General features: G+C 68.7%; 15 protein-coding genes and 1 pseudogene. 13 read left to right on the top strand and 3 right to left on the bottom strand.

Going from position 1 to position 13,822, the window contains the following annotated elements; all coding sequences use genetic code 11:
* Positions 1-313: 313 nt before the first annotated feature.
* Positions 314-1,447, bottom strand: coding sequence for an IS110 family RNA-guided transposase (locus BM064_RS25090; protein ID WP_092862290.1), 1,134 nt, complete (start codon positions 1,445-1,447; stop codon positions 314-316).
* A gap of 334 nt (positions 1,448-1,781) precedes the next feature.
* Here BM064_RS25090 and BM064_RS25085 point away from each other — a divergent pair, with 334 nt between their 5' ends.
* The 5 genes and pseudogenes from BM064_RS25085 (at position 1,782) to BM064_RS27175 (ending at position 5,033) form a co-directional block, all read left to right on the top strand.
* Entirely contained in the window at positions 1,782-3,158 is a 1,377-nt protein-coding gene (locus tag BM064_RS25085; RefSeq protein WP_092865852.1) for a site-specific DNA-methyltransferase, read from the top strand.
* Positions 3,082-3,669, top strand: a pseudogene (locus tag BM064_RS28220) (DNA cytosine methyltransferase); the annotation flags it as partial. The gene BM064_RS25085 and the pseudogene BM064_RS28220, both read left to right, overlap by 77 nt.
* Positions 3,670-3,871: 202 nt before the next feature.
* Positions 3,872-4,354 carry a hypothetical protein gene (locus BM064_RS28215; protein WP_245779284.1) on the top strand — a complete coding sequence of 161 codons (483 nt, stop codon included), beginning with the start codon at positions 3,872-3,874 and terminating at the stop codon, positions 4,352-4,354.
* Entirely contained in the window at positions 4,351-4,569 is a 219-nt protein-coding gene (locus BM064_RS25075; protein WP_092865846.1) for a DUF7220 family protein, read from the top strand. The genes BM064_RS28215 and BM064_RS25075 overlap by 4 nt, the downstream gene beginning before the upstream one ends.
* A gap of 74 nt (positions 4,570-4,643) precedes the next feature.
* On the top strand, positions 4,644-5,033 hold the full coding sequence (locus tag BM064_RS27175) for a hypothetical protein (RefSeq protein WP_143103453.1): 390 nt from the start codon (positions 4,644-4,646) through the stop codon (positions 5,031-5,033).
* A 53-nt stretch (positions 5,034-5,086) separates the two neighbouring features.
* On the opposite strand, the gene BM064_RS25070 is transcribed toward BM064_RS27175, so the two are convergent.
* Both BM064_RS25070 and BM064_RS25065 read right to left on the bottom strand, forming a co-directional pair.
* Positions 5,087-5,659, bottom strand: coding sequence for a DUF3489 domain-containing protein (locus BM064_RS25070; protein ID WP_092865843.1), 573 nt, complete (start codon positions 5,657-5,659; stop codon positions 5,087-5,089).
* 90 nt (positions 5,660-5,749) lie between these two features.
* On the bottom strand, positions 5,750-5,974 hold the full coding sequence (locus BM064_RS25065; protein ID WP_092865840.1) for a hypothetical protein: 225 nt from the start codon (positions 5,972-5,974) through the stop codon (positions 5,750-5,752).
* A 112-nt stretch (positions 5,975-6,086) separates the two neighbouring features.
* Between BM064_RS25065 and BM064_RS25060 the strand changes: the two genes are divergently transcribed.
* From BM064_RS25060 to BM064_RS25025, 8 genes are all read left to right on the top strand, one after another.
* On the top strand, positions 6,087-6,683 hold the full coding sequence (locus BM064_RS25060; RefSeq protein ID WP_092865837.1) for a hypothetical protein: 597 nt from the start codon (positions 6,087-6,089) through the stop codon (positions 6,681-6,683).
* Positions 6,631-8,634, top strand: a complete 2,004-nt coding sequence (locus tag BM064_RS25055; RefSeq protein WP_092865833.1) for a phage terminase large subunit family protein — start codon at positions 6,631-6,633, stop codon at positions 8,632-8,634. Before BM064_RS25060 ends, BM064_RS25055 begins: the two co-directional genes overlap by 53 nt.
* On the top strand, positions 8,634-8,843 hold the full coding sequence (locus BM064_RS25050; protein WP_092865830.1) for a phage head-tail joining protein: 210 nt from the start codon (positions 8,634-8,636) through the stop codon (positions 8,841-8,843). The genes BM064_RS25055 and BM064_RS25050 overlap by 1 nt, the downstream gene beginning before the upstream one ends.
* On the top strand, positions 8,843-10,387 hold the full coding sequence (locus tag BM064_RS25045; RefSeq protein WP_092865828.1) for a phage portal protein: 1,545 nt from the start codon (positions 8,843-8,845) through the stop codon (positions 10,385-10,387). The genes BM064_RS25050 and BM064_RS25045 overlap by 1 nt, the downstream gene beginning before the upstream one ends.
* A gap of 4 nt (positions 10,388-10,391) precedes the next feature.
* Complete coding sequence (locus BM064_RS25040; RefSeq protein ID WP_092865826.1) at positions 10,392-12,449, top strand: prohead protease/major capsid protein fusion protein; 2,058 nt, start codon at positions 10,392-10,394, stop codon at positions 12,447-12,449.
* Positions 12,450-12,523: 74 nt separating this feature from the next.
* Positions 12,524-12,859 carry a DUF2190 family protein gene (locus BM064_RS25035; RefSeq protein ID WP_092865824.1) on the top strand — a complete coding sequence of 112 codons (336 nt, stop codon included), beginning with the start codon at positions 12,524-12,526 and terminating at the stop codon, positions 12,857-12,859.
* Positions 12,859-13,170, top strand: coding sequence for a head-tail joining protein (locus BM064_RS25030; protein ID WP_092865822.1), 312 nt, complete (start codon positions 12,859-12,861; stop codon positions 13,168-13,170). Before BM064_RS25035 ends, BM064_RS25030 begins: the two co-directional genes overlap by 1 nt.
* A 5-nt stretch (positions 13,171-13,175) precedes the next feature.
* On the top strand, positions 13,176-13,805 hold the full coding sequence (locus tag BM064_RS25025) for a DUF6441 family protein (RefSeq protein ID WP_092865855.1): 630 nt from the start codon (positions 13,176-13,178) through the stop codon (positions 13,803-13,805).
* Positions 13,806-13,822: the final 17 nt, after the last annotated feature.

Below are 13,822 nucleotides of genomic sequence, written 5' to 3'. Positions count from 1 at the left end.
CCTCTCATGTTCGTTTGTCAAGTTTTTCGCGCGATGCGATGACCCGGCGCCGTCTTCGCTGCCGGGTGTCGTGGATGTGTGCGGCGCGCATGGCTGGGGGCAGAGCCTTCAGACGACGGTAGATCACACTCTGATGCGCGGGTTGGGTACCGCATGACCGTTGATCCGTCCTGGGCTTGCCGACTGTCTTCCTGCGGGCGTCGACGGATCCGAGCGAACCGCCGGCCACAAAGGAACCTCGTGGATTCCCGGATGGCCCTGCCCCCAGTGACACGCGCCGGGGATGTCGGGTGGTGTCAGCTCCTTTCTTTTCTCAGCAAGCTGCCGCTGCTGCAGGGCGTGTGCTCGGGGTGACGATGCGGGCGATGGCCCAGATGAAGGCGGCCAGTTCGCGGGCGATGGCGGTGACGACCAGGGTCGCGGGCTTGCCGCGCGCACTGAGCCGGCGATACCGGGCGCAGAGCCGGATCTGCGCTTTCCAGGCGATGTCGCGGATCTCCTGCGGCAGTCCTTCGAGCCGCGCCATGTGCACCTTTCCGACCGCGGCGTGGCAGCGATAGGTCCAGGCGCCCTCGATCAGCATGCGTCGCGCGTCCTTCGAGCCAGCCTTGGTGATGCCGCCCCGCGCCGTCCTTGGGCCGCTCGAGTATTCCGACGGCACGAGCCCGAGCCAGCTCATCAGCTGGCGGGGATTGTCGAAGCGACCGAGATCGCCGGTCTCGGCCATCACGGTGACGGCGGAGATGAAGCTGACGCCGCGCATAGCCTGGATGGCCTCGACCACGGGTGCCAGCGACCAGATCGGGACGAGCGTGCGGATCTGACCCTCGATCCGGGCGAGCCGGGCCGCGGCGTCGTCGACCGCGTGGATGTATTCCTGCAGCACGATCTGGTGGGCGGGATGCTGGAAGCGCAGGCCCGAGAGCCAGACGCGGTGCTTCTTCGTCCAGTTGCAGCCCGTCCGGAAGACCCGGTCGTGGCGCAGCAGGAAGCCCGAGAGCTGCTGGCGGGCGCGGCGCAGGCTCTCCATGGCCGCGGTGCGGGCGCGAACCAGATCGCGCATCGCCTCGTGGCCCTCGTCCGGCACCCAGACCGGCGTCAGCTCACCGGCCCGGTGCAGCCGCGCCAGCAGCACCGCGTCGCGGCGGTCGGTTTTGACCCGGTCGCCGGGGCGGGCGGGCGTCTTCGACGGCGCGACCAGTTCGCAGTCGTGGCCCATCTCGCTCAGCTGGCGATGGATGCCGTAGCCACAGGGGCCGGCCTCGTAACAAAAATGCAGCGTGTCGTGCGCCTTGCTCAACTTCGCCACCAGCTTGCGGATCGCCTCGCGCGTGTTCGCGATCTCGCCGAGATAGCGTACCTCGCCGCCGCGGCGGTCCTCGGCCACCGCCACTGCGATCGTCTCTTTGTGCACGTCCAGACCGACAAATGCTGTACCCTCTCCCATGGTTCGTCTCCTCGTGTATGGGGCTCTGCTCCGTGCCGTACGGGCAATCCCCGGCATAACACGACGGAGACGGGCCACCCCGAAACGAACATTGGGTCCTTCCTGGGCGTTTTCGTATGCTGGCGGGCGAAGCGCGGCACATCGCTAGCGACAGGGCCGGATTTTTGGGAAGCCACCCGGAAGCCGCAGCCACGCGCGCCCCGCGCAAACACCAATGAACGCTGGCCTTCCGACCGGGCACCGCTGGTGGCCGCTGGACCCCGTGTGGAGTCCAGCACGGCATCCGGAGTCCGGAAGCCACTGGCATCCACCCGACCGAGGAACCTTGCCCACCATGACGCTGAGCTTCGCCCCGGACGCGATCGAGACGTGGCCGCTGTCGCGCCTGCAGCCCTACGCGAAGAACGCGAAGGCGCACGGGCCGGACCAGGTCGCGAAGATCGCCGCCAGCATGGCCGAGTTCGGTTGGACCGTGCCCTGCCTCGTGGCCGAGGACGGCGAGCTGATTGCGGGCCATGGCCGGGTGCTCGCCGCGACGCAGCTCGGGCTGACCGAGGCCCCGGTCATCGTGCTCGGGCATCTGACCGAGGCACAGCGGCGGGCGTACCGGATCGCGGACAACAAGCTGACCGAACTCGGCACCTGGGACGAGGCGCTGCTGTCGGCGGAACTGAACGACCTCTTGGCCGAGGATTTCGACCTGTCGCTTGTCGGCTTCTCGGATGGCGAGCTGGACAAGCTGCTGGCCTACGTCGCGGAAGACGACGGGGAAGACGGTGGCGCCGGGGGCTCCGTGCCGCCGGTGACCATCCCCGAGCCGCCGCGCAACCCGGCGTCGCGCACCGGAGATCTCTGGATCCTAGGCGACCACCGGCTGCTCTGCGGCGACAGCACCAGCGCGGCCGACGTGCGCCGCCTGATGAACGGCGAGCGGGCGATCCTGTTCGCGACCGACCCGCCGTATCTGGTGGACTACGACGGCTCGAACCATCCGACCCGCAACAAGGACTGGTCGGCGTCCTACGGCACGACCTGGGACGACAGTTCGCAGGGGGCCGAACTCTATGACGGGTTCATCGCTGCAGCCGTGGCGGAAGCCATCGCCGAGGATGCCGCCTGGTACTGCTGGCACGCCTCGCGCCGCCAGGCGATGCTCGAAGCCTGCTGGGAGAAGGCGGGCGCCTTCGTGCACCAGCAGATCATCTGGGTGAAGGACCGCGGCGTCCTGACCCGGTCCCACTACCTCTGGAAACACGAGCCCTGTTTCATGGGCTGGCGCCGCCCGAACCGCCCGCCAAAGGTCGCCGAGCAGACGCTGGCCTCGACCTGGGAGATGCCGTCCTTCGCCAAGGACGAGCGGCCCGACCACCCGACGCCGAAACCGCTCGACGCCTTCGGCATCCCGATGCGCCAGCACGTTGCCCGGGGCGGGCTCTGCTATGAGCCATTCTCGGGCTCGGGCTCGCAGATCATGGCGGGCGAAACCAATGGCCGCCGCGTCTTCGCGATGGAAATCAGCCCCGCCTATGTCGACGTCGCCGTGGAGCGCTGGCAGGCGGACACGGGGCGCGAGGCAATCCTCGATGGCGACGGCCGGACCTTCGCGCAGGTGAGAACCGAGCGGCTGGGCGACGATGCCGACGCCCCGGCCGATGCCACGGCAACGGACGCAGCCCCCGAACCCGCGCGCAAGCGCAAGACCGCCGCGTGACATGCATGACCTGGCTTTACCTTCCTCCGGACGCGCTTCCGGGGCCGGAGACGCATGCCTCTTCGGCCTCTCACTCTGCTCCGGCGCGGGCGGTCTCGACCTCGGGCTCGCCATCGCCATCCCCGGATATCGTGCTGTGGGCCATGTTGAACGGGAAACCTATGCCGCAGCCACTCTCGTGGCGCGGATGGAAGACGCGTCCATGGATCAGGCTGTTGTCTGGGACGACGTTGCCACCTTCGACGGCCGCCCTTGGCGCGGCGCGGTGGACATCGTCACTGCGGGCTATCCGTGCCAGCCGTTCTCCGTCGCGGGCAAGCGCCGGGGTGCAGACGATCCGCGGCACCTCTGGCCGCATGTCGCCCGCATCATCGGCGAGATCGAGCCGCCCTTCGTCTTCCTCGAGAATGTCGGCCATCATCTCCGCCTCGGCTTCCCCGAAGTCGCCGCAGGACTGGTCGGCATGGGCTACAAGCTTGCGGCAGGCCTCTTCACGGCGGCGGAAGTCGGCGCACCGCACAAGCGCGAGCGGCTGTTCATCCTCGCCATCCGCGAGGGGGACGAACTGGCCGACCCCGCGCGCCTGCTCTGGCACCCGGTCGAGTGGCGGGAACCGAACGGAACTGCTGCGGCTCTGGCCGACGCCCCGGGCCAGCGCCAACGAGAACCGGCAGACGAAGCCAACGCCGTCGCAGGCAGCGGGGCAGCACGGGATGAACCTCGCGACGACGGCCGCGATGTGGCCGACGCCGCAGACCGACAGCTTTCGCAGCAGGGGTGGCGCGCGGAGGGACGAGAAGGGTCTGGACCAGCTGGCGAGGGACTGGCCGACGCCGATGGCCAGCGACGGCTGCAAACCGAGCGCGGGCAACCGGCGGACAGCCGACCTGACCCATGCGGCCGGGATGTGGATGACGCCGACGGCGCGCGATCACAAGGATGGGGCGACGACATTAGCGAACACGCCGGTGAACGGCCTGCTTGGCCGCCAGGTTCTGGTGACGCCGATGGCTGGGCGCGATACCTCCGAGCCGCGCCGGACCTTGAACCCGCTGTTCGTCGAGGCGCTGATGGGCTGGCCCACCGGGTGGACCGGCTTCGGCTCTGTGGCAACGGCGTGGTCCCGCTGGTTGCAGCGCATGCGCTGCGAACTCTCGCGGCTGAATTGCTGGCCGATGGATGAGGCGGCGACATGAAGCAATCCCGCCTCATGTCGCTGGTCGAGTCCGTCGCCAATGTGATCGTCGGCTACGGCGTCGCCGTGGTCACGCAGATCCTGATCTTTCCGATCTTCGGGCTGCACACGACGCTGGCCCAGAACCTGAAGATGGGCGCGGTGTTCACCGTGGTGAGCATAGCGCGGTCCTACGTCCTGCGGCGGCTGTTCGAACGGCTGCAGCGGAACACATAGCTTCGGGCAGTTACGATCTTTTTGCCGGCCGCGCATGAGGTGTATGGTGTGCCAAGTTCAGTAGGGACAGCAGCATGCCGCAACTTGAAGTCAAAGGGCTTGATCGAAGCGAATGGGGAAATTCGATTGTTCGAGTGCATCACTCACATCGAAGCGGAATTGGTCGATACGGTGTCGCTCGAGTAACAAACACGGCTGATCGATCGAGGTCATACGATACGGTTATTCTTGGCCACGATGATGACAGCGCGATCTACATGGCCTTTGATGCGAGGCAGGCGCTCGGAGTGGAAAAGGGCGAACGCCTGAATTTCGATCTCCAAGCGCTCGGATGGTTTGGCAAGATGCGCTGGTACCTTCGGACGCCGGATCCCCGGATCTATATCCCGGCGTGGCTCGCTGTTTGGTCGGTAGGCCTTGGCGCAATTGGGATCGTACTTGGGGTCATTTCGCTTCTTAAATGATCATGCATGCCGCCGCCCAGTCGGGGCGGCGGCCTGAGTTCTTGCGCGGGCGATCAGGCTGCCGGAAGCCGATAGACCCGCCCGCGCCCATCGACCTTCTCCGAGATCACCTCGAGCCCGAGCTTCTTCTTCAGCGCCCCGGCCATCGCACCGCGCACTGTATGCGACTGCCAGCCCGTCGCGGCCATGATCTCCTCGATGGTCGCGCCGTCCGGCGCGCGCAGCATGGCGATCAGGGTGGCCTGCTTCGTTCCCTCGCGCGGTGTGCGCGTCTTGGGCGCAGCCTTCGGTTCGGTGGGGGTGTCCGGCGCGGGCTCCTCGGTCGGCGCGTCCGTCGCGCCCACAGGCGCGGCGTCTGCGTCGTCGTGCTCGATGCCGATGGCGGCGAGGCCCGCGTCGGTGGCGACAAGCGTGACGCCGTGGCCGTCGCCGGTCTCGCGCCAGACGGGCTCGCCCTTGCGCATGTCGGCGTCGACCTCCTGCAGGAAGCCCTTGGCAAGCATCGCGCCGACCACCTTGGCGGCGGCTCCGCCGCGCAGGCTCTCGGGCAGCGGCAGGGCGATGTGCTCGGGCCGCTGGGCGGCGGCGCTCAGGATCAGGGCTTGGGTGTCGGATAGTTTGGTCATCGTCGTCTCCTGTATCAGGGCGCGCAGAATGCGGGCCCTTCTACGAGGTCGAGCCCGCCAGTCGGCGGGCGGAACCGGGAGCGGGTCGTCTCACTCGGCGTGTTCGCCTTCATTGAAGGCCATGTCGGTGATCTCGCGCAGCTTGGCGCGGTAGTGGTTCAGGGTGCCGACATGGCCCCAGTTGATCTCGTCGGGGCTGGTCTCGAAATGGTCCGCGCTGAGGGCGGCGAGCCGCTCCAGCATCGCGTCGATCTCGGTCTTCGCGGCGATGAAGGCGTCGAGGGCTTTCGTGTTGTCCTGTGCGCGGCGGGTCATCGTGGTGGCTCCGTGGTGAGTTGCATCGTCCTTGTAGGATGGACGTTCGCTCCGGTGGCGACGCTTATCAACTCGATAAGAACATGATATTGAATGATAATCGGAGACGTCGATGCAGGGCCTGAGCGAGCGCCAGTACGCCGCCCATGTCGGGCTGTCGCGGGGCGCGATCCAGAAGGCGAAGACGGCCGAGCGGCTGGTGCTCTATCCCGACGGCAGCATCAACGCGGCGGCCAGCGACGCCAGACGGGCCGAGACGACGGACCCGTCGAAGACCCGCAAACCGCCCGCGCCGAAGATGAAACCCGTCCCTGAGGCTGCCGTGGCCGCCGTCGGCGACACGCTGCGCGAACAGGGGCTGGCTGTTCCGGCGGTGGGCGGCGGGACGACCTTCCTGCAGGCCAAGACCGCGAACGAGGTGCTGAAGGCGCAGGAGCGGCGCATCCGGCTCCAGAAGCTGAAGGGGGAGTTGATCGAGCGGGCCCGCGCGCTGGCGCTGGTGTTCCGGCTGGCGCGGGAGGAACGGGACGCGTGGGTGAACTGGCCCGCGCGCGCGGCGGCGCTGATGGCGGCTGAGCTGTCGGCGGCATCCAGCGACGCGACGGGTCAGCAGATCGCCATGGAGCCAGCCGCGATGCAGAAAGTGCTGGAGAGACATGTACGCGCCCACCTCGACGAGCTTGCCGAGGTCCGGCCCGACTTCCGGTGATGATGATGGCCTGACCGATTTCGACGGCGTGGGCGAGATCCTTCGCGCCTGGGGCAATGGGCTGCGGCCCGACCCGGACCTGACCGTCTCGGAATGGGCGGACCTCCACCGGATGCTGTCGGGCCGCGCCTCGGCCGAGCCGGGGCGCTATCGCACGGTGCGCACGCCCTACATGCGCGAGATCATGGACCGGCTGTCGCCCGGCGATCCGACGCAGCGGATCGTCTTCATGAAAGCGGCGCAGGTCGGCGCGACGGAGGCTGGCAACAACTGGATCGGGTTCGCCATCCACCAGGCGCCGGGGCCGATGCTGGCGGTCCAGCCGACGGTGGAACTGGCCAAGCGGAACTCGAGGCAGCGGATCGACCCGCTGATCGACGAGAGCCCGGAACTGCGGGAGCGGGTCAAACCGGCCCGGTCCCGCGACGCGGGCAACACCATGCTGTCGAAGGAGTTCGCGGGCGGCATCCTGATCATGACCGGGGCCAACTCGGCGGTCGGGCTTCGCTCCACGCCCGCGCGGTACATCTTCCTTGACGAGGTCGACGCCTATCCGGCCTCGGCCGACGAGGAAGGCGATCCGGTGACGCTGGCGGAAGCCCGGTCGCTGACCTTCGCCCATCGGCGCAAGGTGCTGCTGGTCTCGACGCCCACCATCCGGGGGCTGAGCCGGATCGAGCGCGAGTACGAGGCCAGCGACCAGCGCCGGTTTTTCGTGCCGTGCCCGCATTGCGGCGCGATGCAGTGGCTGAAGTTCGACCGCCTGCGCTGGCAGAAGGGCAAGCCGGAGACGGCGGAATATCACTGCGAGGGCTGCGACGCGGCAATCGCGGAACACCACAAGACGGCGATGCTGGAGGTTGGCGAATGGCGGGCGACCGCCACGGCCGCCGATCCAACCACGGTCGGGTATCACCTCTCGGCGCTCTATTCGCCGATCGGCTGGCTGAGCTGGGAGCGGATCGTGCGGGCCTGGGACGCGGCGCAGGGGTCGGACGAGGCGATCAAGGCATTTCGGAACACGATCCTCGGCGAAACCTGGGACGAGACCGGCGAAGCCCCCGACTGGCAGCGGCTCTACGACCGGCGCGAGCGCTGGACATCCGGCACGGTGCCCGCGGGCGGGCTGTTCCTGACCGCCGGGGCCGACGTGCAGAAGGACCGGATCGAGGTCGATGTCTGGGCCTGGGGCCGCGGTCTGGAAAGCTGGCTCGTCGATCACGTCGTGATCGAGGGCGGGCCGGACCGGCATGACGCGTGGTCGGAGCTGACCGCGCTGCTCGACCGATCCTGGCCGCATGAGCGCGGCGCGCATCTTCGGATCGCGCGGCTCGCCATCGACACGGGCTACGAGGCCCCGGCGGTCTATTCCTGGTCGCGGGCGCAGGGGTTCGCGCAAGTGTCGCCCGTGAAGGGTGTCGAGGGGTTCAACCGCTCGAGCCCGGTCTCCGGCCCGACCTTTGTTGACGCGACCGAGGGCGGCAAACGGCTGCGGCGCGGGGCGCGGCTCTGGACCGTCGCGGTGTCGACCTTCAAGGCGGAGACCTACCGCTTCCTGCGGCTGGCGCGCCCGACCGAGGAGGAGATGGCCGACGGGGCGGCGTTCCCGCCCGGGTCGGTGCATCTGCCGCACTGGGTCGAGAACGAATGGCTGAAGCAGTTCGTGGCCGAGCAACTGGTGACGGTGCGCACCAAGCGCGGCTTCGCCCGGCTGGAATGGCAGAAGCTGCGCGAGCGGAACGAGGCGCTGGATTGCCGGGTCTATGCCCGCGCCGCCGCCTGGATCGCGGGCGCGGACCGCTGGCCCGACGAAAAATGGCGCGACCTCGAGGATCAGCTCGGGGCGGCGCCCACCGACACCGATCCCGCCGGGCAGATCAACCGGCCGGGACAGGCCCCGCAGGGCAAACGCCGCTCCGACTGGCTCGGACGGCGCGGAGGATGGTTCTGATGACCGACTGGACGGAAACCGAGCTGTCGGCGCTGCGCCGGGCCTATGCCAGCGGCACGACCCGGGTCAGCTATGACGGCAAATCGGTGGACTATGGCTCGGCCGAGGATCTGCTGGCGCGCATCCGCACCATCGAGCGCGCCATCGCGGGCGTGGGCCGTCCGCTGCCGGTGGCCGGGCTCGCAAGCTTTAGCCGCGGGGATCGCTGATGTCGGCGACCTGGTTCGACCACGCCATCGCAACTGTGGCGCCGCGCATGGCGGCCCGCCGCGTGCTGGCGCGTCAGGCCTTCGAGATCCTGACGCGCGGTTACGACGGCGCGGCGCGCGGGCGGCGGACGGAAGGCTGGCGCGCGCCGGGATCCTCGGCCGACACCGAGATCGGCGTCGCCGGGGCGCTCTTGCGCGACCGGATGCGCGATCTGGTGCGCAACAACCCGCATGCGGCCAAGGCCGTAGCGGTGCTGGTCAACAACATCATCGGCGCAGGGATCATGCCGCGCGCCGCCAGCGGCGACGACACGCTGGACCGCAAGGTCGATGCGCTCTTCGAACGCTGGACGGCGGAGTGCGACGCCGACGGCCAGCTCGACTTCTACGGCCTGCAGACGCTGATCTGCCGCGAGATGGTCGAGGCGGGCGAGGTGCTGGTGCGCCGCCGTCTGCGTCGCGCTAGCGACGGCCTGCCTGTGCCGCTGCAATTGCAGGTGCTGGAAGCCGACTTCCTCGACGCCACGAAATCCGGCGCCCTCGGCGCGGGGCGGCTGGTGCAGGGGATCGAGTTCGACCCGGTCGGCAAACGCCGGGCATACTGGCTCCATGCCGAGCATCCGGGCGACGCCTACGGGGCCTTGCAGAACGGCCTGCAGAGCCGCCCGGTCCCGGCGACCGAGATCGCCCATGTCTACGAGAAGCAGCGCACGCAGGCGCGCGGCGTTCCATGGGGCGCGCCGGTGATCCGCAGCTTGCGCGATCTCGACGATTACGAGGTGGCCGAGCTGGTCCGCAAGAAGACCGAGGCCTGCGTCACCGCCATCGTGTTCGGCGACGACGAGGCGCAGCAGGGCATCGCGCCATCCGTGGTCGACGCCGACGGTAACCGGGTCGAGCAGTTCGAGCCGGGGCTGATCGCCTATGCCCGCGGCGGCAAGGACATCCGCTTCAACCAGCCCTCGGCGACCGGCGGCTACGGTGAATACAAGCGGGCGAGCCTGCACACGATCTCGGCAGGGTTCCGGGTGCCCTACGAGCTGCTGACCGGCGATCTCAGCCAGGTGAACTATTCCTCGATCCGGGCGGGGCTGGTGGAGTTCCGCCGCCAGATCGACGCCGTGCAATGGCAGCTGTTCATCCCGATGTTCTGCGCGCCGGTCTGGCGCTGGTTCACCGAGGCCGCGTGGGCGGCGGGGCTGATCCCGTCGCCGACCGTGCCGGTGGAATGGTCGCCGCCGAAGTTCGAGGCGGTCGATCCGCAGAAGGACGCAATGGCGAACCTGCTGTCGATCCGGTCCGGCACCATGACGCTGGCCGAGGTGATCGCCCGGCAGGGCCGCAACCCCGACGCCGTACTGGCCGAGATCGCCGCGACCAACGCCAAGCTCGACGCGCTGGGGCTGGTGCTCGACAGCGACCCGCGCCGCGTCACCAAGACCGGCAGCGCGCAGACGAGCGATCCGGCAACCGATCCGGCCGACGACGACACCACCGCCGAAGCGGATGAAACCGATCCGGCACAGGCCGACCAACAGGACTGACCCCATGGACACGATGATCGAACTGCCGGCCATGCGCCGGTCGGCGGAGCTTGCGCCGAACACGGCCGACGCCGACAGCCGCACCGTCGAGGTGGTCTGGTCGGCAGGCGCGCGCGTCCGCCGCGCGACCTTCTTCGGCGAGCCCTATGACGAGGAGCTCAGCCTCGACCCGTCCCATGTTCGGCTCGACCGGCTGAACGCGGGGGCGCCGTTCCTGAAGGTGCACGAGCTCGACACGCTCGACGCGGTGATCGGCTCGGTCGTGCCGGGCTCGGCCCGGATCGAGAACGGCCGCGGCATCGCGCTCGTGCGGATCAGCGAGCGCGCCGATGTCGACCCGATCTGGCGCGACATCCAGGCCGGGCACATCCGTGCGGTCTCGATCGGTTACCAGGTCCACCGCTTCGAGGTCTCGAAACCCGAGGCCGCCCGCGAACTCTGGCGCGCGGTGGACTGGACCCCGTTCGAGGTCTCCGCCGTCGCGGTAGGGGCTGACCCCGCCGCGGGCTTCCGCGCCCAGCATCCCCTTCACGACTGCGTCCTCCACCGCCGGGACGCCCCTTCCACCACGAAAGGACCGATCCCGATGACGGATAAGACCGAAACCCCGGCGCTCGACGCCGCGACCCCCGCCACCACCCAGCCGACCGAGCCGGTCGAAACCGAGGACACCACCATGACCGAGCCGAAACCGGCTGCGCCCGACCCGAAGGTCGCGGCCAGCGAGACGCGCAGCCAGCCGAAGCCGCAGGCAACTCCCGCGCCCGACACCGAGGCGGTCGCCACCCGCGCCCGCGAAGCCGAGCGCGATCGCGTCTCCACCATCTACGATCTGGCCGGGCGGCTGAACCTGGAACGCGGCTTCGCCGAGGACCTGGTGAAGCGCGGCGTCAGCGTCGACGAGTCCCGCCGCCTGATCCTCGATCAGGTCGCCGCGAAATCTGACGAGACCCGGACCTTCCCGCACGTCTCCGTTCCGCTTGGCGGCCGGGACGAGCGCATCACCCGGCGCGATGCAGTGGCGAACGCGCTGCTGCACCGCTACAGCCCGACGCTGTTCCAGCTGGAGGACGCCGCCCGCCAGTATCGCGGCATGACGCTGCTGGAACTGGCCCGCGAAAGCCTCGGCAATGCCGGGGTCAACACGCGCGGCCTGTCGCGCGACGAGGTGGCGACGCGGGCGCTGCACTCGACCTCGGACTTCCCCGAGATCCTGTCGGCGGTCACCAACAAGACCCTCCGGCAGGCCTACGAGGCCTATCCCCGCACCTTCATGCTGTTCTGCCGCCAGGTGCTCGCCACCGACTTCAAGGCCATGCACCGGGTCCAGCTCGGCGAGGCGCCGCAACTGCTCGAGGTCGGCGAAAGCGGCGAGTTCAAGCGCGGCACGCTGGGCGAGAGCAAGGAGAGCTACAAGGTCAAGACCTATGGCCGGGTGGTCGCGATCACCCGTCAGACGCTGATCAACGACGATCTCGACGCCTTCACCCGCATCCCGGCCATGTACGGCAACTCCATCGCGCAGCTGGAGTCGGACGTGGTCTGGGGCATCATCACCGCCAACCCGGCGATGGCCGACGGCAACGCGCTGTTCCACACCACCCACAAGAACCTCGCGGGCACCGGTGCGGCGCTCGATGTGAGCAGCGTCGGCGCGGCGCGCGCCGCCATGGCCAAGCAGACCGGTCTCGACAAGAAGACGGTGCTGAACGTCCGCCCCGCCTTCCTGATCGTGCCCGCCTCGCTGGAACTGAAGGCCGAGCAGCTTGTCGCCCAGAACCTCGTGCCAGCCGCGACGTCCAGCGTCGTGCCGCAGTCGATCCGCACGCTCGCGCCGATCAGCGAGCCGCGCCTCGACGCTGCCAGCGAGACCGCCTGGTACCTGGCGGCCAGCCCGAACCAGATCGACACCATCGAGTACGCCTATCTCGAGGGCCAGCAGGGCGCCTACATCGAGACGCGCAACGGCTTCGACGTCGACGGCGTCGAGATCAAGTGCCGCCTCGACTTCGGCGCGAAGGCCATCGACTGGCGCGGCCTCTACAAGAACCCGGGCGCGTAACGCACCCATCCTGAACACTGAAACGCGGGCGGTCCTGATGGGCCGCCCTTCGTCGTTCCAAAAGGATCCTCCCCATGAAAAACTTCGTCCAGCCCGGCAACACCATCACCCTGACCGCCCCCTATGCCGTCGCCTCGGGCGATGGCCTGCTCGTTGGCTCCATCTTCGGCGTGGCCGCAGGGGATGCCGCCAATGCCGAAACAGTCGAAACAGCCCTTGTCGGCATCTTCGACCTGAAGAAGGTCGCAAGTCAGGCCTGGTCCACCGGCGACAAGGTCTATTGGGACAACACCAATAAGGAAGCCACCAAGACCGCCACAGCGAACACGCTCATCGGTGTGGCGACCGAAGCTGTTGCTGGCGGCGCGGGTGACCTGATCGGCCGTGTACGCCTGAACGCGAGCTTCTGATGACCGCGTTTGCCTCCGTCGTTGATGCGCTGTTCGCGGATCCCAACATCGGGCGAGACGCGGTCTACACCTCCGACGGCGGCGCGCCCTTGCTGGTGCGTGCCGTCGCCCGGCGCGCTGACGCGGTTACCGACTTCGGCGACGCGCGGCTCTGGTCGGAAACCACCCGCATAGACCTGCGCGCGGCGGAGGTGCAATCGCCGCGCCCCGGCGACCGCATCGAAATCGACGGCGAGGCATTCCTCATCCAGGGCGAGCCCGTCCGTGATCGCGAGCGGCTGGTCTGGACCGTCGATCTGCGCCCAGCGTGACCGTGATGAAGCTGAAGCTCGACATCGATCCAGACATCGTCGCGATGATGGCGGCCGAGGTCGCCGCGGGCGAACGCGCCGTCACGGCCGCCATGCGCGAGGCCGGGACCGGGCTGAAGGCCGCCTGGCGGCTGCAGATCACCGGCGCGGGGCTTGGGCCCCGGCTTGCCAACTCGATCCGAAGCCAGAACTTTCCGAAGTCGGGCGAAAGCCTGGAAGCCGCGGCGCTGGTCTGGTCGAAGGCCCCGGTCATCGTCGGCGCGCATGACACCGGCCCGCTGATCCGCTCGAAGAATGGGTTCTGGCTGGCGATTCCGCTGCCAGCCGCAGGCAGGTCACTGCGCGGTGGCCGGATCACGCCCGGCGAATGGGAGCGCCGCCGTGGCCTGCGCCTGCGCTTCGTCTATCGCCGGACGGGTCCGAGCCTGCTGGTGGCAGAAGGACGGCTGAACACGAAGGGCCAGGCAGTGGTGTCGCGCTCGAAGACCGGGCGCGGAAAGCTCACCGCGCCGATCTTCCTGCTGGTACCGCAGGTGAAGCTGCCGAAGCGGCTGGACTTGGCGCGGGATGCAGACCGGGCGTTGGACATCGTGCCGGGGCTGATCGTGGCGAATTGGGCGGAGGGGAAGTGGTGATCACCTCGGCGCGTCTT

The organism is Albimonas pacifica, from assembly GCF_900113695.1.
Classification (GTDB): domain Bacteria; phylum Pseudomonadota; class Alphaproteobacteria; order Rhodobacterales; family Rhodobacteraceae; genus Albimonas; species Albimonas pacifica.
Note: the sequence above shows the minus strand (reverse complement) of the source record. Positions and strands in the feature narration are given on the sequence as shown.

Excerpts from the sequence above, each read along its gene's own strand:
- BM064_RS25025 (WP_092865855.1), top strand. The coding sequence starts at position 13,176 with ATGAAGCTGAAGCTCGACATCGATCCAGACATCGTCGCGATGATGGCG.
- BM064_RS25075 (WP_092865846.1), top strand. The coding sequence starts at position 4,351 with ATGAAGCAATCCCGCCTCATGTCGCTGGTCGAGTCCGTCGCCAATGTG.
- BM064_RS25050 (WP_092865830.1), top strand. The coding sequence starts at position 8,634 with ATGACCGACTGGACGGAAACCGAGCTGTCGGCGCTGCGCCGGGCCTAT.
- BM064_RS27175 (WP_143103453.1), top strand. The coding sequence starts at position 4,644 with ATGCCGCAACTTGAAGTCAAAGGGCTTGATCGAAGCGAATGGGGAAAT.
- BM064_RS25030 (WP_092865822.1), top strand. The coding sequence starts at position 12,859 with ATGACCGCGTTTGCCTCCGTCGTTGATGCGCTGTTCGCGGATCCCAAC.
- BM064_RS25045 (WP_092865828.1), top strand. The coding sequence starts at position 8,843 with ATGTCGGCGACCTGGTTCGACCACGCCATCGCAACTGTGGCGCCGCGC.
- BM064_RS25035 (WP_092865824.1), top strand. The coding sequence starts at position 12,524 with ATGAAAAACTTCGTCCAGCCCGGCAACACCATCACCCTGACCGCCCCC.
- BM064_RS25090 (WP_092862290.1), bottom strand. The coding sequence starts at position 1,447 with ATGGGAGAGGGTACAGCATTTGTCGGTCTGGACGTGCACAAAGAGACG.
- BM064_RS25055 (WP_092865833.1), top strand. The coding sequence starts at position 6,631 with ATGTACGCGCCCACCTCGACGAGCTTGCCGAGGTCCGGCCCGACTTCC.
- BM064_RS28215 (WP_245779284.1), top strand. The coding sequence starts at position 3,872 with ATGAACCTCGCGACGACGGCCGCGATGTGGCCGACGCCGCAGACCGAC.
- BM064_RS25060 (WP_092865837.1), top strand. The coding sequence starts at position 6,087 with ATGCAGGGCCTGAGCGAGCGCCAGTACGCCGCCCATGTCGGGCTGTCG.
- BM064_RS25065 (WP_092865840.1), bottom strand. The coding sequence starts at position 5,974 with ATGACCCGCCGCGCACAGGACAACACGAAAGCCCTCGACGCCTTCATC.
- BM064_RS25040 (WP_092865826.1), top strand. The coding sequence starts at position 10,392 with ATGGACACGATGATCGAACTGCCGGCCATGCGCCGGTCGGCGGAGCTT.
- BM064_RS25085 (WP_092865852.1), top strand. The coding sequence starts at position 1,782 with ATGACGCTGAGCTTCGCCCCGGACGCGATCGAGACGTGGCCGCTGTCG.
- BM064_RS25070 (WP_092865843.1), bottom strand. The coding sequence starts at position 5,659 with ATGACCAAACTATCCGACACCCAAGCCCTGATCCTGAGCGCCGCCGCC.